Source organism: Streptomyces spiralis, assembly GCF_014654675.1.
In the GTDB taxonomy this organism is placed as follows: Bacteria; Actinomycetota; Actinomycetes; order Streptomycetales; family Streptomycetaceae; genus Streptomyces; species Streptomyces spiralis.
Genome location: NZ_BNBC01000010.1, coordinates 150,646 through 170,324, shown reverse-complemented (window position 1 = coordinate 170,324; position 19,679 = coordinate 150,646). Strand labels below are relative to the sequence as shown.

The window sequence follows — 19,679 nt, the reverse complement described above, 5'->3', positions numbered from 1 at the left end:
GGGGAGACACGCGTCACTCCCGGGGAAGCAGCGGTCCCAGCGGCCCGAGGTCCAGATTGAGGTCCTCGGGCCGCAGCCCGTAGCGGTCGCGCAGCTCGGCCATGCGGTCCTCCAGGAGCATCAACGTCAGCCCGATCCGCTCCTCCTGCTCCTCGGTCAGATCGCCCTCGTCGAAACGGCGCAGCGCCTGGCGCTCCATGAGCTGGCGCAGCAGTTCCACGACGGTCAGGACGAGCTTGACGAGGTCGCGCTCCACCGTGTCGGGTTCCAGGTCCAGACGCCTGCGAGGGGTCAAGACAGCACCTCCGGGATCTCGAAGGGGGACGGCACCTGCCGGTTCACCGAGCTGATCAAGGCGTTCAGGTCGATCCGCACCAGGTCCACGTCCGCGATGCGCAGGGTGATGTCCCCGGTGATGACGACCCCGCCGGCCAACAGCCGGTCGAGCAGGTCGACCAGGGCGATCTCCCGGCGTTCGACGACCGTCATGCCCCCTCCTGCGGCAGCTCCCCCGCGAAGGAGTACGCCGCCCAGGGCCCGGTGAGCTCCACGCGCAGCCCCGGCGCGTCGTCCTTCGTCCGGTCCACGACTTCCACGAACTCCTCGGAATGGGCGCGCGGCACGAGATAGGCGGCGTTGAGCACGTTCCGTCCGGCGGTGCCGGAAAGAGCGGCGTTCTGCGGTGCGTGCAACCGGGAGTCCTCGGCGAACGCGGAGAGCTTCTCGTGCAGCCGGGTCGCGAACGCCTCGGCCTTCTCCCACACGTCCTCGCGGGCCATCGTCTGCTGGCGCCGCCGGCGCAGATAGTCCCGGCCGGACGCGGCCCTCGGCTCGGGCTCCGCGACCGTCGCCTCCTGCGGCTGCTCGGCCTCCAGATAGATCTTGACCCCCCACTCCACACGTCCCTGGAGCCGCTCCAGGGTGGCACGGAAGTGCTCCTCACAGGACTCGATCATGGTGCGCACCCCGCTGTCGTCCCGGAAGACGGTGGCCATCCGCAACGGCAGCGGGGTGGTGACGACGGTGAGCGCGTCGACCACGCCCTGGTGGGCGCGGGCGGTGGCGGAGAGCCAGTCCAGGTCCTCCAGATGGGCGCGCAGCGGCTCCTCGGCGAAGTCCCGTTCCGGTACCTCGCTGACGACGGCGATGAGGCCGTGGTGGGGCAGCTGCTTGACCGGCGCGCCGACGACGCCGGTCAGCTGTGCCTGGAGGGGCGCGCCGAGGGGGCGGCAGACGGCGTAGACGTACCGCAGTCCGGTCATGATGCCTCCTTCGGATGGGTACGGCCGCGGGTACGGCCGGTGCCCTGCTCCAGTTCCTCGAGCCGGGCCAGGCGCTCGCGCAACTCGGCGTTCTCCCGGGCGAGTTCGTCACGACGGGCCCGGGAGGAGAGCGCCGGGTCGCTCTCCCACCAGTCGATGCCCATCTCCTTGGCCTTGTCGACCGAGGCGACGATGAGCCGGAGCTTGACGGTGAGCAGTTCGATGTCGAGCAGGTTGATCCGGATGTCGCCCGCGATGACGATTCCCTTGTCGAGCACCCGTTCGAGGATGTCGGCGAGGTTGGCGCCACTGCTCGGGCCGTACGGTTCGGGCAGCCGGCTCGGCGTCGTCATCGGCGGCTCCCGCCCTCGGCGTACTCCTCTTCCTCGTACTCCTCGTCGCCCTCGCCGTCGTCCTCGGGATACTCGTCGTCCGCGGACGTCCCGCGGCCCTTGGCCTCCTCCTGCTCGTCGTCCTCTTCGTCCTCTTCGTCCTCGTCGCCTTCGTCCTCTTCTTCCTCGTCCTCGTCGTCTTCCTCGTACTCGTCGTCTTCCCGGTCCTCTTCCCGGCCTTCTTCCCGGTCCTCTTCCCGGTCCTCTTCCCGGCCTTCTTCCTCGTTCTCCCGCTCCTCCTCGGCGACCGCGTCCTCGTGGCTGCGGACGACCTCGCCGTCGCGGATCTCCCCGCGCCAGCTGTCCTCCGCCTCTCCCTTGAGGGTGATGAAGCGGGCGAAGTGCTTCAGGTCGAGCCGGACCCGACGCCCCTGGGCGCGCCAGATGTTGCCGGTCTTCTCGAAGAAGCCGCTCGGGTAGTACTCCATGACCAGCAGGACGCGGGTGAGGTTCTCCTCCAGCCGGTGGAAGGAGACGACGCCCTTCGTGCTGCCCTTCGCACCCTCCGACGTCCACTGGATGCGGTAGTCCGGTATCTGCTCGGTGGTCGTGGCCTTCCAACTGCGGCTGGACCACCAGATCTTCGCCTGCCAGTCGGACGTGGTGTCGTCGGCGCGGCTCGCGCTCTTGACACCCTTGGCGAAGGTGCTGAAGTCCTGGAACTGGGTCCACTGGTCGTATGCGGTACGCAGCGGCACACCGACATCGATGTACTCCATGATGACGGTGGGCTTGTTGCCTCCGCGGCCCTTGCGCTTGCCCTTGCCGCCGCCGAGGCCTTTCAGCGCGCCCATGACGTTGTCCTTGGCACGCGAGGCGCCGAGCTCCAGCACGGAGCGCACCGGACCCTTGCCCTCGGCGAACTTGCGGCCGGCGTCGAGGGCGAGCTTGGCGAAGCCCGGGCTGTTGCCCTCGGCGATGTCGCTCAGTTTGCCGGTGGCATCGCCGAGCTTGTGGCCGAAGCCGGCCAGCAGCCGCTCGGCCTGGGCGGCGACGTACTCCTGCGCCTCCGCCTTGAGCCGGTCGGCGGCCTCGCTGTGGGCCAGGGCGGCCAGCGGGGTCTCCTTGGTCGCCGCGCCGGCCGCACGGCCGGTGGCGTTCTTCGCGGAACCGAGGATCTCGGTCATCGGTCACCGCCACCTTTCGGGTTCCGGGAGCGCGCGGAGCGGCTCGCGCCGCCGGCCGCGGCCGTCTCCTTCGCGGCCGGCTTCTTCCCGGCCGTCCCGCGGGCCGGGGCCTTCTTCGCCGCGTTCGCCGCCTTCTCGCCGGGGGCCTTCTTCGCCGGCTTCCTGCCCGGCGCGCGGGCCCGGGCCTTCTGGGCGGTCTCCTTCGCCGGCGCGTTCCGCGAGCGCTGCCGCCGCGGCCCGCCGGACTCGTCGTCCTCGCCGGACTCCCCGGACTCGCCGGTGGCCTCCGATTCCCCGTCGGCCTCGCGGCCCTCCCGGTCGTCGTAGTCGTCGTCGTACTCGTCGTCGTGCTCCGCCTCGTACCCTTCCTCGTGCTCGTCCTCGGGAGGCTCGTCCTCGCGCCCGCGGTCCCGGGTCGCCCGCTCACCGCCGCGCCGCTTCCCACCGCCGGTGTCGGGCACGGCGCCGGCCAGCTGGTCGCGGACCTGTGCGGTACGGCCGTGCAGCCGGTCGGCGAGCGTGGTCATCTGCCGTTCGACCATGGCGCCGGAGGCTGCCTTGCCGACGCCCCGCAGATCGTGCCGCAGCTGGTCGCCGATCTCCTTGAACTGCGGGTTGTCCTTGAGCTGCTGGTTCACCAGGTCCGCCACCGCGCGCGGGCCGAGGTTCAGCTTCTTGCCCGCCGCCAGGCTGCCCACGGCGACGGCCAGCTTCAGTTTCCTCGTACGTCCCAACAGGTATCCGGCCCCTACCGCGAGGCCGAGTCCCATCCTGTTCATAGTGCCGTCCCCTCGCCTGTCCCCGGTCCCCCGCGCATGCCGACCGCCAGCCGGTCCAGAAGCTCGTCCTCCTGACGGTCGAACTCCTCCTCGGTGATCTCGCCCGCTTCCAGCCGCTGTGCCAGCCGTCCGAGTTCGGCCTGGACGGTGGCCGGGTCGTAGTAGACGCGCTCCGCCTCGCGCAGCACCTGCTTGATCGCCCAGCCGCTGCAGCGTGCGGGGGCGAACGGCAGCAGCAGCACTTCCGTGATCAGTCCCATGGCGTCATCCCGTTCCCACGTCGGCCCCCGCCGTACTGGCCGCCGGCTCGGACGGGCCGGGCTCGACGAAGCTGTAGGGCGGCAGCGGACCGTTCACCCGCAGTTCCAAATGGGGCATGTCCCTGCGGACCTGTTCGGCGGCGTCCAGGAACCGCGCCGCCGCCTCCCGGTCCACCAGGAACGACGCGTTGACCAGCCATCCGGTGGACTCAGGACCCGCGCTGACCGCGGCGGCCTCGGGTGTCAGCGCGCGCACCACCGCGGCGCCGTCCTCGGCCTCGCGGGCCTTGACCGCGCCGGCGACCATCTCGCCGAGCCGGAGCCTGTCGTCGTAACTGCCGCCGCCCGCCCGCCGATTGGCCTCGGCCTGCGCCCTGATGTCCGGGTTCTCGGACATCACGCGATGCAGTACGGCCTCCTCGACATGGCCGGCCTTGATGTTGTACTCGACCTTGCCGTCCAGCGCCCGCAGGCGCTCGGTGTAGTGCTCGGCGCGTTCGGTCAGCACCCCGGTGACGGTGGCGTCGTCCGGGGCGACGCTGCCGAACCGCATGGGCAGCACACAGCCCGCGGCACCGGCCTCACTGAGCACGTTCTGGTGGGCGAGCAGGTCCCTGCGCTTGGGCCGCAGCTCCTCGGGGGCGTCACTGACGACGGCCGCCAGTTCGCCCGCCTTCAGTACGCGGACCGGCCGCGGCGGATCGCCGACACCGGCCATGCCCTCCGGCGGCGAAGGGTGCGAGGCTGCCATGATCCCGTAGACGTACGTGCTCACTCCTGCTCCTCCCTCCTGCGCGACGACGTGGCCTTACGGGGTCGCGGCCGCGCCTCGCCCTCCTCGGAGTGCTCCGACCGACCTTGTTTGAAGGCCTCGGAAATGGTCTCGGCGGCGCCGGAAAGCGCCCCCTTGGACTTGCCGCGCGCACCGGACTCGGTGACCTCGCCGACGATCTCGGGCAGGCCCGGGCTCTTGCGGGGGCCCGCCTCCAGGTCGAGCCGGTTGCACGCCTCCGCGAAGCGCAGATACGTGTCCACGCTGGCCACGACGACCCGTACGTCGATCTTCAGGATCTCGATGCCGACCAAGGACACCCTCACGAACGCGTCGATCACCAGTCCCCTGTCGAGGACGAGTTCCAGTACGTCGTAGAGGCCACTGGTGCCGCCTCCACCGCCGGAGGTCTCTGCCGGGACAACGGTCATGCCGACCGTGCCTCCTTCTCTGAGTGTGGGATGGGTGATGTCGTCGCGTGCGGGCGGGCCTAGCGGCCGCCGGACCGGTGCGCCTCGGACCGGCCGCGTTCGTAGCGGCGCGCGCGCCGGTAGCCGGTGAGCTGACCCTCGGTGTCGAGTTCGACCTGGTAGCTCGCCATCAGGCTCATGGTGTCGGGCACACGGGCGAGTTCCAGGACCTCGACCTCCAGCGACCAGCCGTCCTCGGTCTGCACGAAGGTCGTCACGGACTCGGCCGTCATGCCGGTCAGCTCCTCGAACTGGGCTCGTGCCTCGCGCAGCACCTCCATGGGCCGAGGCCGGTGCGGGGCCGCACCGTGGTCGTTCGCACGCGTGTCGTTCTCGGAATTGGTGCGTGGCTCCTGGGGTTCTTGTGATTCTTGTGGTTGTTGTGTTTTCTGCGAATGCTTCGGCTTTGCGGTGTCATGCGCTGACTCGTGCGCCGGGTCGTGCGCTGTGTCGTCCTTGTTCGCCATGGCCACCTCTCCCCCTCCGTGTGGCCGCAGCTTCCTCGGCCAAACCTGCCCATCAGCCGCGCAGTGCGTCGAGGCGCCGCCGTGCCGGACCCAGGGCACGGCCGCGGGCGGGCAGTCCGGCCCAGGGGCGGGTCCGGGCCTGGTCGACCGCGTCGGCGACGGTCCAGCGCCGCGGGCCGAGATCCGGGGCGTCGAGCTGGTCCCAGGAGAGAGGTACGGCGACGGGCGCGCCGGGCCGGGCGCGGACCGTGTAGGGGGCGACCGCGGTCTGGGCGTAGGCGTTGCGCTGCACGTCGAGGTAGAGGCGGTCGCCACGGTCCTTCTTGCGGGCGGCCGTGGTGAGCCGGCCGGGATGACCGGCGACCATCAGCTCGGCGACGTCCCGGGCGAACTCCCGCACCTCGTCGAAGCCGTGGCGGCCGTCGAGGGGCACGACCACGTGCAGTCCGCGCGAGCCGGTCGTCATCGGCGCCGAGGGCAGCTTCAGTGTGTCGAGCAGCTCGCCCAGCAGCCGGGCCGCCTCCCGCACCGGCTCGAAGTCGTCGTCGGAAGGGTCGAGGTCGAAGACCATCCGGTCCGGCCGGTCGGGGTGCCCCGCGCGGGACAGCCAGCGGTGCAGGGTCAGACAGGCCTGGTCCGCGAGGTACACGAGGGTGGCGGTGTCGTCGCAGACGGTGTGCGTGACCGTGCCGCCCTCCTTGGCGACCTCGGCCCGGGTGATCCAGTCGGGGTAGTGCTCCGGGGTGTTCTTCTGCATGAACACCGGCCCGTCCAGCCCGTCCGGGTGCCGCTCCAGCATCAGCGGGCGGCCGCGCAGGTGCGGCAGCAGATACGGCGCGACCGACCGGTAGTAGTCGACGAGGTCGCCCTTCGTGTACTCCTTCGCGTGCTCCCCCTCCTTGCCGTCTCCCTCGCCGTCCTCACCGCCGTCGCCGCCGTCACCGCCCGGGAAGAGGACCTTGTCCGGCCGGTGCACCTCCACGGTGCGCCGGCCGGCCCGTACCGTGCGGGCATCGCCGCTCACGGCACCACCGCCTCCTCCACCAGCAGCCGGGCGGAGGCCGCGATCGACTCGGCGTCGATGCCGGCCGCGTGCAGCTGCTCGCCCGGCGAGGCCGAGCCGGGCATCGTACGGACGGCGAGCCGGACCAGGCGCGGCACCGGGCGCCCGTCGAGGAATGCCTCGAGGACCGCGTCGCCGAGGCCGCCCGCCTCGCGGTGGTCCTCGACCGTGAGCAGGCAGCCGGTGTCCTGGGCGGCCTGCCGCAGGGTGGCCCGGTCGGCGGGCTTGACGGAGTACAGGTCGATCACGCGGACCGCGATGCCCTCCCCGTCCAGGGCGTCGGCGGCGGCCAGCGCCTCGTGCAGGGTGACACCGGCGGCGACGATCGTCAGCCGGTCGGCGTCGGAGGAGCGCAGCACCTTGCTGCCGCCGACGGGGAACTCCTCGTCCGGACCGTAGATCACCGGGCTCTGCCCGCGCGAGGTGCGCAGATAGCGGATGCCGTCCAGGCCGGCCATCTCGGCGACGAGTTTCGCGGCCTGGTTGGCGTCGCTCGGGTACAGCACGGTCGAGCCGTGCACGGCCCGCATCATCGCCAGGTCCTCCAGGCCCATCTGGCTGGGCCCGTCCTGCCCGATCGCCACGCCCGCGTGGGAGCCGTTGAGGTTGATGCCGGATCCGCTGACGGAGGCCATCCGTACGAAGTCGTAGGCCCGGGTGAGGAAGGCGGCGAAGGTGGAGGCGTACGGCACCCAGCCGCGCCGGGCGAAGCCGACCGCCGTCGCGATCATCTGCTGTTCGGCGATGTAGCACTCGAAGTAGCGGTCGGGGTGTTCCTTGTGGAAGAGCTCCGAGCGGGTGGAGTCGCCGACCTCGCCGTCGAGGGCCACCACGTCGCCGCGCGCGGTGCCGAGCGCGGCGAGCGCCTGGCCGTAGGCGTCCCGGGTGGCGACCTCGTCTCCCTTGTCCCAGCGGGGCAGTTCGAGGCTGCCGTTCCCGACGGCGTGCAGCGAGCGGACGGACGGCGGCTCGTGCACGCGGACCCGGATGTCGCGGACGCCGCCGAGTTCCTCGATCGCCTCGTCGGCGTGCTTGAGCGGCTTGCCGTGCAGCCCCTCGCGGTCCTCGGACTCCTTCACGCCCTTGCCCTTGAGCGTGCGGGCGATGATCGCGGTGGGCTGTCCCTTCGTGGAGATCGCCTCGCCGTAGGCGCGGTCGACGGCGTCCACGTCGTGGCCGTCGATCTCGGCGGTGTGCCAGTCGAAGGCGCGGAAGCGGCGGGCGTAGGCGTCCAGGTCGTGGCCGTGCCGGGTGGGGCCGCGCTGGCCGAGCCGGTTGACGTCGACGATCAGGATCAGGTTGTCCAGGTGCTCGTACCCGGCGGTCTCGGCGGCCTCCCAGATCGACCCCTCGGCCATCTCGCTGTCCCCGCACAGCACCCACACCCGGTAGTCGGCGTGGTCGAGCCGCTTGCCGGCGAGGGCGATGCCGACGCCGATCGGCAGGCCCTGCCCCAGGGATCCGGTGGCGGTCTCCACCCACGGCAGCCGCTGCGGTGTGGGGTGCCCCTCCAGGCGGCTGCCCAGCTTGCGGAAGCCGAGCAGTTCGTCGTCGTCGATCGCGCCGGCCGCCTTGTAGGCGGAGTACAGCAGGGGGGAGGCGTGGCCCTTGGACAGCACGAACCGGTCGTTGCCGGGATGCTCCGGCCGGTCGAAGTCGTAGCGGAGGTGGTTCGCCAGGAGCACGGCCATCAGATCGGCGGCGGACATGGAGGACGTCGGGTGCCCGGAGCCCGCCGCCGCCGAGGCCCGCACGCTGTCGACACGCAACTGCTGTCCGAGGTCGACGAGTTCGGCGGTGTTCATGAGTCTCCTTCCGCAGGGATGTCGTCACGCTTGACCGGGCCGGGGGCGGGATGGTGTTCGTGATGTCCGGGACCGGGTTGCTTCCTGGCGGGCTCCGGGCTCGGCCGGCTCTCGGCGGGCTCGGGACCCGGCTGCTTCTTCGCGGGCTCCCCGCCCGGCTGCTTCTTCGCGGGCTCCCCGCCCGGCTGGTTCCTCGCGGGCTCCCCGCCCGGCTGGTTCTTCGCGGGCTCGGCGCCCGCCGCCTGGGCCTTCTCGGTGTTCTCGATGATCTCGGTGGCCTCCGTCCCCTCGGGTGCGCCGGACCCCCGGGAGCCGGTGCCCGGGGCGTCCGTCGCCTCCGGACCCGTTCCGGCCCCCACCTGGGCTCCCGCCCGCGGCCGCTCCGGCCCGCCGGCCACCCGGGCCAGCTCCGGGGAGGCGGACTCCAGCGGCACCGACCAGGACCGTACGAGCCCCAACTGGACGGCCTGGCGCGGCAGTACGGCGTTGAGCAGCCAGTCCGCCGCCACTCGCACCCGGTTGCCCGGCATCGCCGCGAGGTGGTACCCGCGGGTGACGGCGCCGGCCACCGGACCGGAGAGCGGGACGCCGAGCGGGTTGGCGGCGGCCTGGGTGCCGCCGAGGTCCACGACGAAGCCCAGGTCGCGGTGGCGGTAGGGGCGCCGCGCGCAGGCGCCGAGCGAGGCGGCGACGTTGATGGCGGCGGTCCTGCCCTGCCGCCAGGCGTGCTGGGCGGTCATCGGGGTGCACGCGCCGGGCTTGTTCGCATCGGGTACGGCAGCGGCGTCGCCCGCCGCGAACACCTCGGGCCGCCCCGGCACCTGGAGATAGGGGTCCACGACGAGCCGCCCGCGCTCCAGCGGGTGCCCGGTGTTCTCCACGAGCGGGTCGGGCCGTACGCCGACGCACCACACCAGCGTGCGGGTCGGGACGAACTCGCCGTCCGTCAGGAGCACACCGTCGTGCGTGGCCTCCTTCACGGAGGTGCCCATCCGGACGTCGACGCCCCGTTCCCGCAGTACCCGGTCCGCGGTGCGCGAGAGCCGCTCGTCCAGTTCGGGCAGGACACGCTCGGCGATGTCCAGGAGCATCCAGCGCGGCCGCATACCCTGCCGCAGCGGGTGCCGGCGCACCTGGGAGTCGGTGTACGTCTTGCCGTGCGCGGCGACCTCCGTGCCGGTGTAGCCGGCCCCGACGACGACGAAGGTGCAGCGGGCGGCACAGCTGTCGCGGTCGGCGGCGGCAGCGGCGAGCTCCACCTGGCGGGTCACGTGGTCGCGCAGGTAGAGCGCCTCGGGCAGCCCGCGGAAGCCGTGCGCGTGCTCGGCGACCCCGGGGATCGGCAGCAGCTTGTTGACGCTGCCGACGGCCAGCACCAGCCGGTCGTAGTCCAGCGTCCCGCCGACGCCCTCGGGGTCGGTGTAGTGCACGGTGCGCGCGTCCATGTCGACGGCGTCGGCCTCGCCGAGGACCAGGCGTACGCCCGGCAGGGTGCCGGAGAGGGAGACGGCGACCCGGCGCGGCTCCAGGATGCCCGCGGCCACCTGGGGCAGCAGCGGCACGTACAGGAAGTAGTCGGTCGGGTTCAGCAGGGTGACGTCGGCCTTGCTCCGGGACATCCGGGACAGGGTCCGGGCCGCACGGTAACCGGCGAAACCGGCACCGACGATCACGATGCGGGGTCGAGTCACGGGTTCGCCTCCGGCACTGTCGCGTGCTCGTACGGAACTAGGGCCTCTCGTTCGGATCACGCCGGGCTCGCGGGCCCTGGCACCGCGCGATCCGGCCTGATCCGAACGAGAGGCCCTAACCGCGTCCCCCCGGCCGCCCCACCCAAACGTCACGGCCGCGGCCGGGGAGGCACGGCGCCGGTTTCCGTCGGTGGGGCCGGGTACTCGGGAGCGCGATGTGACCCGCCCCCGTCGTGGAGGAGCCTCATGCCCGAGTACGGCTACCACCTGTCGTGCGAGCAGTACGGCCCGGCGGAACTCGTCGAGCAGGCGCGGATGGCCGAGCAGGCCGGGTTCCAGGCGCTGTGGATCTCGGACCACTACCACCCCTGGAACGACGCGCAGGGCCAGAGCCCGTTCGTGTGGTCGGTGATCGGGGCGCTGTCCGAGGCGGTGTCCCTGCCCGTGGAGACCGCCGTGACCTGTCCGACCGTGCGGATCCACCCGGCCGTGGTGGCGCAGGCCGCCGCGACCAGCGCGGTGATGACCGAGGGCCGGTTCAGGCTCGGCGTCGGCACCGGCGAGGCGCTCAACGAGCACATCCTCGGCGACCGGTGGCCGCCCGCGCAGGTGCGGATGGAGATGCTGGAGGAGTCGGTGCAGGTGATGCGCCGGCTGCTGACCGGGGAGGAGGTCAGCCACCACGGCACGTACTACACGGTGGAGAACGCCCGTCTGTACACCGTTCCCAGCGAACCCGTGCCGATCGACATCTCCGGCTTCGGCCCGAAGGCGACCTCGCTCGCGGCGCGGGTGGCCGACGGCTACATCACGATGATGCCGGACGAGGAGATGGTCACCCGGTACCGCAAGGGCGGCGGGGGCACCAAGCTTGTCAGCGGCGGCACGAAGGTGTGCTTCGGCCACGACCGCGACGAGTGCGTCCGTACCGTGCACGACCTGTGGTACAACGAGCAACTCCCAGGCGAGATGGGCCAGGTGCTGCCGACTCCCCGTCACTTCGAGCAGCTCAAGCCGCTGGTCACCGAGGACACGGTCCGCGAGAACGTGGTGTGCGGCGACGACGTGGACCAGCACGTGGCCGCGCTGAAGGCCTTCGCCGACGCGGGCTTCGACCGGGTCTACGTCAACCAGATCGGCGCCGACCAGCGCGGCTTCTTCGACTTCTACCGCACGAAGGTGCTGCCGCAGCTCCCGCACTGACAGGGCCCCAACTAGGCTCGCCCGCATGGAGATTCTGGGAGCCAGCCTGCGCGTCTGCGTCGACGACCTGGAGACCGCCGTCCCCTTCTACGAACGCCTGGCGGGCGGCAGAGCCCTCCGTTTCGAACGCGGCGGCGTCCAGGTGGCGGCCGTGGGCTGCTTCCTGCTGATGAGCGGCCCCGAGTCGCAGCTGGAGGTGCTGCGCAAGGTGGCGGCGACGATCGCCGTCGAGGACGTCGACGAGGCCCACCGGGTCCTGACCGAACTCGGCGCCCGCATCGTGGCAGGCCCGGTCCCGAGCCCGGTGGGCCGCAATCTGATCGCCGTGCACCCGGACGGCGCGGTGTACGAGTACGTGGACCGCCGCGGATGAGCCGCGGCGGCCCCGTGACGCCTCACGACGAGGACGGGCGCATCCGGAAGTCGTAGGCGTGCGGCAGCTCCTCGCCGCCGATCCGGTCCCACACCCGGCCGAGCCGCTCGTCGCCCTCGCGCAGGTCGGCGACCTCGAAGCCCTCGTCGAAGACGGCCCGCGCCTCGGCCCGCCGCCCCTCGGCGAGCAGCAGCTCGGCCTCCAGCAGCCGGAACCGGCCGCGCTCCCGGGTCGCCGGATGCAGCCGCCCCCACACCGAGCGCGCGTCCGCGGGGCGGCCTACCCGTAGCAGCGCCTCGATCGCCTCCCGGCCGAGCGCGGCGGTGGCGGCGGTCCAGGTCTCGCCGGGGTCGCGCCGCTCGTGGCACAGGTCGTCGAAGGCCTCGGCGTAACGGTCGGCGGCCCGCTCGTGGTGGCCGGCCTCCTGGTCGGCGACGGCCAGGCAGCGCAGCAACGGCCAGACGGACGGCGCCAGTTCCAGCGCCCGTTCCCAGCTGCGCACCGCCTGCGCCCGGTCACCGGCGTGCCACTGGGCGACGCCGAGGTGGTACTCGGTGAGCGGTCCTGCCGGGGCCGTCTCCAGCAGGTCCCGCCAGTGCGGGGCGACCAGCGACTCGCCGGGCGGCCGGACCCGGCGCGGTTCCGGGAAGGAGCCGGAGTGCAGCAGTTCCCGCCAGGGCTCCTGTGCCTCGTCGAGGGTGGACTCGGGGAAGGGCGTGCCCGGCAGCTTCCAGCCGGAGCGCAGCACTTCGAGCGCGCCCCAGCCGGATCCGGTGCCGAGGATCTCGCCCGGTTCGGCGTCGGCGTACGGCTTCCAGGCGGCGTAGGCGGCCTCGACGTCGGCGCGGGGCAGGACGGCCTCGAGCCGTTCCTCGGTCCGGCGGACGGCGGTGTCCCACTCCCCCGCCGGCGGCGGCGCGTCCAGCGGGCCGTACGACTCCAGCCACGCCACCTCGCTCTCCGCCTCCAGCCGTACGTGTTCGAGCTGCGTGCGGGCGAGACCGGCCTGGATCTCGCAGTAGCCGCCGGTGCCGGGTTCGGTCAGCCACTGCTGCCAGCGGCGCCCGCCGGGGCCCGCGCCCCAGACGAACAGCTTGCGGCCGCGCAGCACGTCGGTGGAGGTCTGCACCAGTCCGCCGCCGGACTCGTCGAGGGCGGCGATCCAGCGGCGCCGTCCGTCGGGCACCTCGTAGAAGTAGTCGGCGGCGTAGGTGCTGTTGAGGGGGTACGTCCGGTCGACGCCGTCGTACGCCGGGACGGGGACCCGGCGCAGCCGGCGCTCGTAGCCGAAGTACCAGGCCTCCTCGGCGGGGGCGAGCACCCGGCGCTCCTCGGGGACGGCGATGTTGGACCACCAGTAGGTCGGCGCCGGCCGCTCGTGCGGGTTGCGGATGCGCACGCCGACGTGCAGGAAGTCGGAGCCGTCCGGCAGCCACAGGTCGACCTGGAAGGGCAGGTCGCGCAGTCGTTCCCACTCCCACAGGCGCAGCATCTGGCCGCCGTCGGGGGCGGCCACGCGGGCGGCGTGCAGCGGCGCGCAGGAGAGGGTGGTGTGGCCGGTGGCGCCGATGTTCCACTCGATGCCGCCGGAGTACCAGGCGCCGTTGAGGGCGAAGTTGGCGGGCTGCAACACCGGGTTGCGGTAGAGGAGTTCCCGGCCCGTGGGCTTGTGCACGAGCGAGGCGACGCGGCCGCCGAGGCCGGGGAGCACGGTGGCGCGCAGCCGGTCGTTCTCGAGGACGAGCGCGTCGATCCGGCGCGGCTCGCGCGCTCTGCCGTAGCCGTCACGGACCCGGACCGGCAGCAGGCTGTGCAGCGGGGCGTAGCCGACCTGCCGCGCCATGTCGTGCGGCAGTTCGTTCCGGTCGCGGTCCTCGATGTGGTGGACCTCGTCGAGCGGGCGCAGCGCGGGCAGCGGGTTGTCCGGCCCGAGCGGCGCGGCGGGCAGCGTCAGTACCTCACGTCGGATCGTCGTCACAACGACCATGGAACCCGGTCGCCGGTGACCTGACCAGGGGCGGGTCCGGTCAGGATTGCGCAAAGGCGCCGGGTCGAAAACCTGTGTGCGGGCCACCGCCGGGCGACGTACTGTCGGTCGTTCGGCACCGCGGTCGCGCGGGTGGCGAGGAGTGCGCCGCACGCCGCCGGACAGCGAGGAGTACGGAAGACCGATGAGCGAACGGCACACCTACCGGGTGATCGTCCGGGGTACCTGGGACGGGCTGACCGATCAGGCGCGGGAGCGGCTGCTCGCCGAGGCGGCCGACCACGGGATGACGAGCATGCGGTTCACGGAGGAGGGCTCACTGTCGTACGAGCCGTCGCCGCTCAAGCACTTCTCGATGCGGTATGTGGTGGTCAGCGACGCGGAGGACGGCGAGGAGATGGCCGCCGCCATCGCGGAGGACCGCGCCGAGACGGCTCTGCGCGGCCTCGGCTACAGCTTCCGCGGACTAAGGTCGACCGTCACGGACCTGGACACCATGAAGATCAACCACAAGCCCGCATCTCGGCGGTGATCGCCCACCGTTCGTGGTCCCGCCAGGCTCCGTCGATGTAGAGCATGTCCGGCGAGTAGCCCTCCAGGCGGAAGCCGCAGGAGCGGGCGAGGGCGATGGAGGCGGTGTTGCCCGGCTGGGCGTTGATCTCCAGCCGGTGCAGGCCCATGGGTCCGAAGGCGTGGTCGACGACGAGGTTCAAGGCCTCCTTCATCAGCCCGCGCCCGACGGCGTGCGCGAAGGCGCCGTAGCCGAGGGCGCCGGACTGGAAGGCGCCCTCGACGATGTTGTTGATGTTGATGTATCCGGCGATGCGGCCGGAGTCCTTCTCGCAGACCAGGAAGCCGGCCCGCGCCGGATCGTCGATCAGCCGTCCCGCGTACGCGGTGTAGGCGTCGGCCGTGGCCGGCGGGTAGAGCCATGGGCGGTGCAGTTCCTGGCTCTCCCTGACGCGGGCCGTGAACTCCTCGGCGTCGTCCTGCGTGAAGTGGCGGATGCCGACGCGGGGTCCCTCGGCGAGGTAGCGGGATGCGGTGTGCTGCATCCCGCCACTCTATTCGGGCCCGTGCGCCCGCGACTCAGCCGGCCACGACCGGCAGCCGGAGCACTCCGGTGCCCCCCGGGGAGGCGGCCACCGTGACCGGCTTGACGCCCCGGTTCCCGAAGTAGGCGTCGTCGCTCGCCGCGATCACGAACCGCAGCCGGTGGCCCTGCTCGTATCGGTGCACGATGCCCGGCAGGGTCACCGTGAAGGACCGGGTCACGTCGGGCACGCGGACCGGTGCGACCAGCCGGTGCACCAGCGTCCGGGTGCCGTCGGGTGCCACGTCGTACAGCTTGGCGAACAGGACGAGCTTGTCGGCGGCGTCGGACGAGCGCTGGGTGCGCTCCGCCGCCGGCGAGTTCACCTTGAGCGTGGCCTGCGGAGCGCCGACCACGTCGACGGCGTGCGTCAGCGGCTCGCTGGTCCAGGCGAGATAGGTGCCCGGGGTGTCGTAGGGCGCGGGGTCGGGCAGGCCCAGGGCCCCGGCGAGGGAGCTCTCCGAATGGCTCGTGGGGATCGGCCAGTTGGTATAGGTACGGCTGCCGCGCGCGACCTCGTCGCGGTTGCCGACGAGTTTTCCGTCGCCCGAGAGGTACAGCCGCCGGGAGAGGGCGGGGACGTGGCCGGCCGTGGCGTAGGTGTGGTCGGGGTCGGTGATCCAGTCCCGGTAGTAGGCGAAGTCGGGGCCGGTGTCGGTGTCCCGGTTCCGGTGCAGGTAGCGGTCGAACCAGGCGAGGACCCGCCGGCCCACGTAGCTGGTCTCCAGGTTCCCCTGGGTCAGGTTCAGTTCGCCGGCGGCCGGGTCGGTGAGGCCTCCGCTGTGGCCCCAGGACTGCCAGATCATCTTGGTCTCGGTGCCCCGGGCCTTGAGGGTCCGGTAGGTGGCGGTGGCCTCGTTGAGATTGAACAGGCTGTCGGCCTGGCCCTGGATCAGCAGGGTGGGCGCCTCGACCCGGTCGAGGTAGGACACCGGGGAGACGCTGCGGGCGTAGGAGAGCAGCTGTCGTGTGCGGTCGGCGGGGTAGCTGCCGGAGTTGAGGGTGCGGATGGTGTCGCAGGCCCGGGTGACGAAGTGCAGGCAGGTGAGGGAGTTGACGCGGGAGGGGTCCAGGGCGGGCTGGGTCAGCGGCTGGCTCTCGCCCATGAGGTAGAAGCCGTTGGTCCACTGCCACTTGAAGGCGCCGGGCACAGCGGTGGCGCCGGCGGCGTTGTTCGGGTCGAGGGAGTAGGCCAGGTCGTTCCAGGTGATCAGCGGGATCAGGGCGTCGACGCGATGGTCCACGGCCGCCGTGGCGAGCTGGATCGCGCCGCCGTAGGAGCCGCCGATCATGCCGACGCGCGGGTCGCCGGTGCCGTCGAGGGTGACGTAGTCGGCGCGGGTGCCGTCGTCGGCACTCCGGCTGCCGGCGAGGAAGTCGACCAGCCCGGAGGCGGCCCGGCCGTCGATGCCGGGGTCGTCGAGGGAGATCAGACAGCCGGATCTGCCGAAGCCGAGGCCGGAGTAGACGAGGGCGACGTATCCGCGCCGGGCGAAGGCCTTGCCGATGGCGTCCGTCGAGCCGTCGTCCTTGCTGCCGCCGAACCCGTTGGTGGCGAGGACGGCGGGCGCCGGGTGGGCGCGGTCCACGTCGGCGGGCCGGTACAGGTCGGCGTCGACGGTGCAGGTGCGCTCGCCGGCGCGGACGGTGAACTTCAGCGGGGTCACGCCGTACTGACCGTCGGCGGACGCGGGGGTGGTGAGCGTGAGGGGTGCGGTGAGCGCGGCCGAGAGAGCGAGGACGAGGGCGGCGCGGGATCTGGGCACACGACGGGACACAAGGCCTCCACACTGAGGGCAACCCGACTTACCGACCGGTAAGTACCGGCCGGAATCATGCTGTGACACGTGTCAGACCGCGTCAATCGCTCAAACGGAGGTTTCTTGACGGAGATTCAGTGGAGCTCGAACGGCCGGCGCGATGGCCCTCGGCCGGCGGTACGTCATCCGGACGCCCTGGAGACGCGCCGCTGCCCTCACGGTCAGCGCAGCGCGGGCGCGTCCAGCGTCAACGTGCCCGCGTCCGCGTCGAGTTCGGCCGCCACCCCGAAGGGGATCGTCGACGCCCCTTCGCAGTGGCCGAACCCGAACTCCTCCGCGACGGGCACCCCGAGCCCGCCGAGCCGGTCGGCGAACAGGGCCCGCACCCGGTCGGGGCCGTCGCAGTCCTTCCACGATCCGAGGAGCACCCCGCGCATCCCGTCCACCCATCCGGCGCGCAGCAGCTGGGTGAGATAGCGGTCCAGGCGGTAGGTCTCCTCGCCCACGTCCTCCAGGCACAGCAGGCCACCGGCCGCCGAGGGCCGCGCGGACGGGGTGCCGAGGTCGGCGGCGAGCAGCGCCAGGCAGCCGCCGAGGGTGACGCCCCGGGCCCGCCCGGGAACCAGGGCGGTTCCGTCGGAGGCGATGGTGCGGACCGTCTCGGGCTCGAACAGGGTCGCCTTCAGATGCTCCTGTGCCCGGGCGTTCTTGACGAAGTCGACGCCGGCCGCCATCGGCCCGTGCAGGGTGACCAGGCCCAGGCGGGTGGCGAAGGCCTCGTGCAGCGCGGTGATGTCGCTGAAACCGACGAACACCTTCGGTCCCGCCGCCCGCATCGCGTCCCAGTCGAGCAGGTCGACCATCCGCTGCACCCCGTAGCCGCCCCGGGCGCACAGCACCGCGTCCACCTCCGGATCGCACCACGCGCGCTGGAGGTCGGCGGCGCGGTCGGCGTCGGTGCCGGCCAGGTAGTCGAACGTGCCGTGCCGGTCCAGCACATGGGAGGCCACCACCGGCTCCAGGTCCCAGCCGCGCAGCACGTCGAGACCGGCCTGCAGCCGTTCCTCGGGCACCGGCCCGCTGGGCGCGACGACGGCCACCCGAGCGCCGGGGGCGAGCCGCGCGGGGCGCAGCAGTTCCTTCATGTGTCGAGCTCCAGGGTCGGGATGCCTGCCGGGGCCAGGCCGAACACCTGAGCGTACAGCGACAGCTCCGCCTCCAGCGCCCGCACCATGGTCCCGGCCCGCCGGAACCCGTGCCCCTCGCCCTCGAACGTGAGGTACGCGTGCGGCACTCCCCGTCCCTTGAGCCGGGAGAGGAACCGCTCGCACTGCACCGGCGGGCAGATCACGTCGTCCAGGCCCTGGAGCAGTAGGAAGGGGGCCGTGATCCGGTCTGCGTGCTCGGCGGGCGAGCGTTCGGCGTACCTTTCCGGCACCTCGGCCAGCGGTCCGACCAGGCTCTCCAGGTACTGCGACTCGAAGTCGTGCGTCTCCCCCGTGCCCCAGCCGGTCAGGTCGAGGATCGGGTAGATGATCGTGCCGCAGGCGTAGACGTCGGTGGCGGCCAGGGAGGCTGCGGCGGTCCAGCCGCCCGCGCTGCCGCCCCGGATCGCGAGCCGCGCGCGGTCGGCGGTGCCCTCCTCGGCGAGCGCGAGGGCGACGGCCGCGCAGTCCTCGACGTCGACGACACCCCACTGCTCGCGCAGCCGGTTGCGGTACTCCCGGCCGTGCCCGGTCGAGCCACCGTAGTTGACCTCGGCGACGCCGATGCCCCGCGAGGTGAAGTAGGCGATCTCCAGGTCGAGTACGAGCGGGGCCCGGCTGGTGGGTCCGCCGTGCGCCCACACGACGTAGGGCGGCAGCTCACCGTCGGGCGCCCGGCACCCGGGGTTGCGGGGCGGGTAGATATGGGCGTGGACGTCGCGGCCGCCTGGTCCGGAGAACGTGCGGATCAGCGGCTCGGGACAGTACGCGGGGTCGACCGCGTCCTCGTGGGCCGCGCCGATCACCCGGGTGCGCCCGGTGCGGGTGTCCAGCTCCACGACTTCGTAGGCGCTGCTCGGACCGGCCCCGACCGCCACCACCCGCTCGCCGTGCGCCGCGAGCGTGGCGTCGAACTCGCTCCAGGGTCCCACCGCATCGACGACCTCGCCGGTCTCCGGGTCGAGTATGCCGAGAGCGGCGGCGCCCCGCCCGTGGAGGACGGCGATCAGCCCACTGTCCAGCGGCGCGAACCAGCGCTGGCCGACCTTCCACAGCGGCCCGCCGAACTCCTCCTCGCGGGGGCACAACGGCCGCGAGCCGCGGTGGGGATCGGCCTGGTACAGGTTCCACCAGCCGCTGCGGTCGCTGACGTACAGCAGCGAACCGTCGGCGGCCCACTCGGCCTGGGGAATGGACTCCTCGGGACCGCCGCCGCAGGTCCAGCTCTCACCGAAGGTGCCGTCCCCGGCGACCTCGGCCATCACCAGCTCCGTGCCGTCCCACGGCATCCGGGGGTGGTCCCAGGCCAGCCACACCGCCCGACGCCCGTCGGGCGAGAGACGCGGGCCGGTCACGAACCGGTGCCGTTCGCCGGTGAGTTCGCGCACCGCGCCGCGGTCCTCGGCCGCCGAGCCGTCCAGGGGTACGGCGGCCAGGACGCGCCGTACGTCGCTGGGCCCGTCACCGGTGAACTCCTCCAGCACGCACCAGACTTCGCCCCGCTCCGGGACCAGCTGCGGGTCCGCCCAGCGCAGTCCGCCACCGAGGGTCGAGACCGGCGTGAGCGGGCGCGGCTCGCCGCCGGGCTCGTACCGGTAGAGCCGCTGGTCGGCGAAGTTCACGAACACCACCAGCGGCGCGCCGTCCTGGACCGTCCCGGCCCACGGCCGGCCGCCGTACTCGATGACCCGGCTGCGCACGTTCCACGGCGCGTCCAGGACCGACTCCTCCGTCCCGCCCGCCCGTCGCCCGCCACCGCCCTTCAAAGGAGGGGCTTCGCCCCGCACATCCTCATTGCGCCGCCGCACCAGCGTCCGCCGGCCGCCCTCGGTGGGCCGTGGCTCGGTCCACCACACCTCGTCGCCGACGAAGCCCACGAACTCCGGCCTGCCATCGTGCGCGGCGGCGAGGGCCGCGTCGATCGGCGACGGCCAGGAACCGTACGGCAGGGTCTGCACGTTCTCCCCCAT

At 72.5% G+C, this 19,679-nt stretch carries 21 protein-coding genes; 3 read left to right on the top strand and 18 right to left on the bottom strand.

The features are described from left to right. Positions 1 to 13: 13 nt before the first annotated feature. From IE318_RS13555 to IE318_RS13495, 13 genes are read right to left on the bottom strand one after another with little or no spacing between them, the layout of a single operon-like run. Positions 14 to 295, bottom strand: a complete 282-nt coding sequence (locus tag IE318_RS13555) for a gas vesicle protein K (RefSeq protein WP_030170699.1) — start codon at positions 293 to 295, stop codon at positions 14 to 16. After that, the gene (locus tag IE318_RS13550; RefSeq protein ID WP_030170696.1) at positions 292 to 489 is read right to left on the bottom strand and encodes a gas vesicle protein; all 198 of its coding nucleotides are present in this window, start codon (positions 487 to 489) and stop codon (positions 292 to 294) included. Before IE318_RS13550 ends, IE318_RS13555 begins: the two co-directional genes overlap by 4 nt. Further along, positions 486 to 1,262 (bottom strand): GvpL/GvpF family gas vesicle protein, encoded by a 777-nt coding sequence (locus IE318_RS13545; protein ID WP_189900020.1) that lies wholly within the window; start codon positions 1,260 to 1,262, stop codon positions 486 to 488. Before IE318_RS13545 ends, IE318_RS13550 begins: the two co-directional genes overlap by 4 nt. Beyond that, complete coding sequence (locus IE318_RS13540; RefSeq protein ID WP_030170690.1) at positions 1,259 to 1,615, bottom strand: gas vesicle protein; 357 nt, start codon at positions 1,613 to 1,615, stop codon at positions 1,259 to 1,261. Before IE318_RS13540 ends, IE318_RS13545 begins: the two co-directional genes overlap by 4 nt. Beyond that, positions 1,612 to 2,781: an SRPBCC family protein gene (locus tag IE318_RS13535; protein ID WP_189900018.1), complete on the bottom strand. Its 1,170-nt coding sequence runs from the start codon at positions 2,779 to 2,781 to the stop codon at positions 1,612 to 1,614. Before IE318_RS13535 ends, IE318_RS13540 begins: the two co-directional genes overlap by 4 nt. Beyond that, positions 2,778 to 3,560 (bottom strand): PE-PGRS family protein, encoded by a 783-nt coding sequence (locus IE318_RS13530; RefSeq protein WP_189900016.1) that lies wholly within the window; start codon positions 3,558 to 3,560, stop codon positions 2,778 to 2,780. Before IE318_RS13530 ends, IE318_RS13535 begins: the two co-directional genes overlap by 4 nt. After that, on the bottom strand, positions 3,557 to 3,820 hold the full coding sequence (locus IE318_RS13525) for a gas vesicle protein GvpG (protein WP_189900014.1): 264 nt from the start codon (positions 3,818 to 3,820) through the stop codon (positions 3,557 to 3,559). The genes IE318_RS13530 and IE318_RS13525 overlap by 4 nt, the downstream gene beginning before the upstream one ends. 4 nt (positions 3,821 to 3,824) lie before the next feature. Further along, positions 3,825 to 4,595: a GvpL/GvpF family gas vesicle protein gene (locus tag IE318_RS13520; RefSeq protein WP_189900012.1), complete on the bottom strand. Its 771-nt coding sequence runs from the start codon at positions 4,593 to 4,595 to the stop codon at positions 3,825 to 3,827. Continuing rightward, positions 4,592 to 5,023 (bottom strand): gas vesicle structural protein GvpA, encoded by a 432-nt coding sequence (locus IE318_RS13515; RefSeq protein ID WP_030170676.1) that lies wholly within the window; start codon positions 5,021 to 5,023, stop codon positions 4,592 to 4,594. The genes IE318_RS13520 and IE318_RS13515 overlap by 4 nt, the downstream gene beginning before the upstream one ends. A 59-nt stretch (positions 5,024 to 5,082) precedes the next feature. Further along, the gene (locus IE318_RS13510; RefSeq protein ID WP_189900010.1) at positions 5,083 to 5,529 is read right to left on the bottom strand and encodes a gas vesicle protein GvpO; all 447 of its coding nucleotides are present in this window, start codon (positions 5,527 to 5,529) and stop codon (positions 5,083 to 5,085) included. 52 nt (positions 5,530 to 5,581) lie between these two features. Continuing rightward, positions 5,582 to 6,553 carry a non-homologous end-joining DNA ligase gene (gene ligD / locus IE318_RS13505; protein WP_189900007.1) on the bottom strand — a complete coding sequence of 324 codons (972 nt, stop codon included), beginning with the start codon at positions 6,551 to 6,553 and terminating at the stop codon, positions 5,582 to 5,584. After that, positions 6,550 to 8,397: a transketolase gene (locus tag IE318_RS13500; RefSeq protein WP_189900005.1), complete on the bottom strand. Its 1,848-nt coding sequence runs from the start codon at positions 8,395 to 8,397 to the stop codon at positions 6,550 to 6,552. Before IE318_RS13500 ends, ligD begins: the two co-directional genes overlap by 4 nt. Then, entirely contained in the window at positions 8,394 to 10,070 is a 1,677-nt protein-coding gene (locus IE318_RS13495; RefSeq protein WP_189900109.1) for an NAD(P)/FAD-dependent oxidoreductase, read from the bottom strand. Before IE318_RS13495 ends, IE318_RS13500 begins: the two co-directional genes overlap by 4 nt. Before the next feature lie 264 nt (positions 10,071 to 10,334). Between IE318_RS13495 and IE318_RS13490 the strand changes: the two genes are divergently transcribed. Together IE318_RS13490 and IE318_RS13485 are read left to right on the top strand one after the other, a co-directional pair. Beyond that, positions 10,335 to 11,291 carry an LLM class F420-dependent oxidoreductase gene (locus tag IE318_RS13490; protein WP_189900003.1) on the top strand — a complete coding sequence of 319 codons (957 nt, stop codon included), beginning with the start codon at positions 10,335 to 10,337 and terminating at the stop codon, positions 11,289 to 11,291. Between the two features lie 25 nt (positions 11,292 to 11,316). Beyond that, complete coding sequence (locus tag IE318_RS13485) at positions 11,317 to 11,664, top strand: VOC family protein (RefSeq protein ID WP_189900001.1); 348 nt, start codon at positions 11,317 to 11,319, stop codon at positions 11,662 to 11,664. A 22-nt stretch (positions 11,665 to 11,686) separates the two neighbouring features. Here the strand turns inward: IE318_RS13485 and IE318_RS13480 are convergent, their stop codons facing one another. Then, on the bottom strand, positions 11,687 to 13,651 hold the full coding sequence (locus IE318_RS13480) for a DUF5107 domain-containing protein (protein WP_189899999.1): 1,965 nt from the start codon (positions 13,649 to 13,651) through the stop codon (positions 11,687 to 11,689). Between the two features lie 184 nt (positions 13,652 to 13,835). Here IE318_RS13480 and IE318_RS13475 point away from each other — a divergent pair, with 184 nt between their 5' ends. Then, positions 13,836 to 14,183 carry a DUF6204 family protein gene (locus IE318_RS13475; RefSeq protein WP_030170653.1) on the top strand — a complete coding sequence of 116 codons (348 nt, stop codon included), beginning with the start codon at positions 13,836 to 13,838 and terminating at the stop codon, positions 14,181 to 14,183. Here IE318_RS13475 and IE318_RS13470 read toward each other — a convergent pair. The 4 genes from IE318_RS13470 to IE318_RS13455 form a co-directional block, all read right to left on the bottom strand. Continuing rightward, positions 14,155 to 14,706 (bottom strand): GNAT family N-acetyltransferase, encoded by a 552-nt coding sequence (locus tag IE318_RS13470; RefSeq protein WP_030170651.1) that lies wholly within the window; start codon positions 14,704 to 14,706, stop codon positions 14,155 to 14,157. The genes IE318_RS13475 and IE318_RS13470 overlap by 29 nt on opposite strands. 34 nt (positions 14,707 to 14,740) lie before the next feature. Next, positions 14,741 to 16,510 (bottom strand): CocE/NonD family hydrolase, encoded by a 1,770-nt coding sequence (locus IE318_RS13465; RefSeq protein WP_229903501.1) that lies wholly within the window; start codon positions 16,508 to 16,510, stop codon positions 14,741 to 14,743. 215 nt (positions 16,511 to 16,725) lie between these two features. Next, entirely contained in the window at positions 16,726 to 17,649 is a 924-nt protein-coding gene (locus IE318_RS13460; RefSeq protein WP_189899995.1) for a S66 peptidase family protein, read from the bottom strand. Then, positions 17,646 to 19,679, bottom strand: coding sequence for a prolyl oligopeptidase family serine peptidase (locus IE318_RS13455; protein WP_189899993.1), 2,034 nt, complete (start codon positions 19,677 to 19,679; stop codon positions 17,646 to 17,648). Before IE318_RS13455 ends, IE318_RS13460 begins: the two co-directional genes overlap by 4 nt.

Bases quoted from the DNA above. Each gene is read 5' to 3' on its own strand.
- IE318_RS13550 (WP_030170696.1), bottom strand. From the start codon at position 489: ATGACGGTCGTCGAACGCCGGGAGATCGCCCTGGTCGACCTGCTCGAC.
- IE318_RS13470 (WP_030170651.1), bottom strand. From the start codon at position 14,706: ATGCAGCACACCGCATCCCGCTACCTCGCCGAGGGACCCCGCGTCGGC.
- IE318_RS13480 (WP_189899999.1), bottom strand. From the start codon at position 13,651: ATGGTCGTTGTGACGACGATCCGACGTGAGGTACTGACGCTGCCCGCC.
- IE318_RS13500 (WP_189900005.1), bottom strand. From the start codon at position 8,397: ATGAACACCGCCGAACTCGTCGACCTCGGACAGCAGTTGCGTGTCGAC.
- IE318_RS13490 (WP_189900003.1), top strand. From the start codon at position 10,335: ATGCCCGAGTACGGCTACCACCTGTCGTGCGAGCAGTACGGCCCGGCG.
- IE318_RS13455 (WP_189899993.1), bottom strand. From the start codon at position 19,679: ATGGGGGAGAACGTGCAGACCCTGCCGTACGGTTCCTGGCCGTCGCCG.
- IE318_RS13485 (WP_189900001.1), top strand. From the start codon at position 11,317: ATGGAGATTCTGGGAGCCAGCCTGCGCGTCTGCGTCGACGACCTGGAG.
- IE318_RS13530 (WP_189900016.1), bottom strand. From the start codon at position 3,560: ATGAACAGGATGGGACTCGGCCTCGCGGTAGGGGCCGGATACCTGTTG.
- IE318_RS13535 (WP_189900018.1), bottom strand. From the start codon at position 2,781: ATGACCGAGATCCTCGGTTCCGCGAAGAACGCCACCGGCCGTGCGGCC.
- IE318_RS13525 (WP_189900014.1), bottom strand. From the start codon at position 3,820: ATGGGACTGATCACGGAAGTGCTGCTGCTGCCGTTCGCCCCCGCACGC.
- IE318_RS13460 (WP_189899995.1), bottom strand. From the start codon at position 17,649: ATGAAGGAACTGCTGCGCCCCGCGCGGCTCGCCCCCGGCGCTCGGGTG.
- IE318_RS13475 (WP_030170653.1), top strand. From the start codon at position 13,836: ATGAGCGAACGGCACACCTACCGGGTGATCGTCCGGGGTACCTGGGAC.
- IE318_RS13540 (WP_030170690.1), bottom strand. From the start codon at position 1,615: ATGACGACGCCGAGCCGGCTGCCCGAACCGTACGGCCCGAGCAGTGGC.
- IE318_RS13510 (WP_189900010.1), bottom strand. From the start codon at position 5,529: ATGGCGAACAAGGACGACACAGCGCACGACCCGGCGCACGAGTCAGCG.
- IE318_RS13515 (WP_030170676.1), bottom strand. From the start codon at position 5,023: ATGACCGTTGTCCCGGCAGAGACCTCCGGCGGTGGAGGCGGCACCAGT.
- IE318_RS13545 (WP_189900020.1), bottom strand. From the start codon at position 1,262: ATGACCGGACTGCGGTACGTCTACGCCGTCTGCCGCCCCCTCGGCGCG.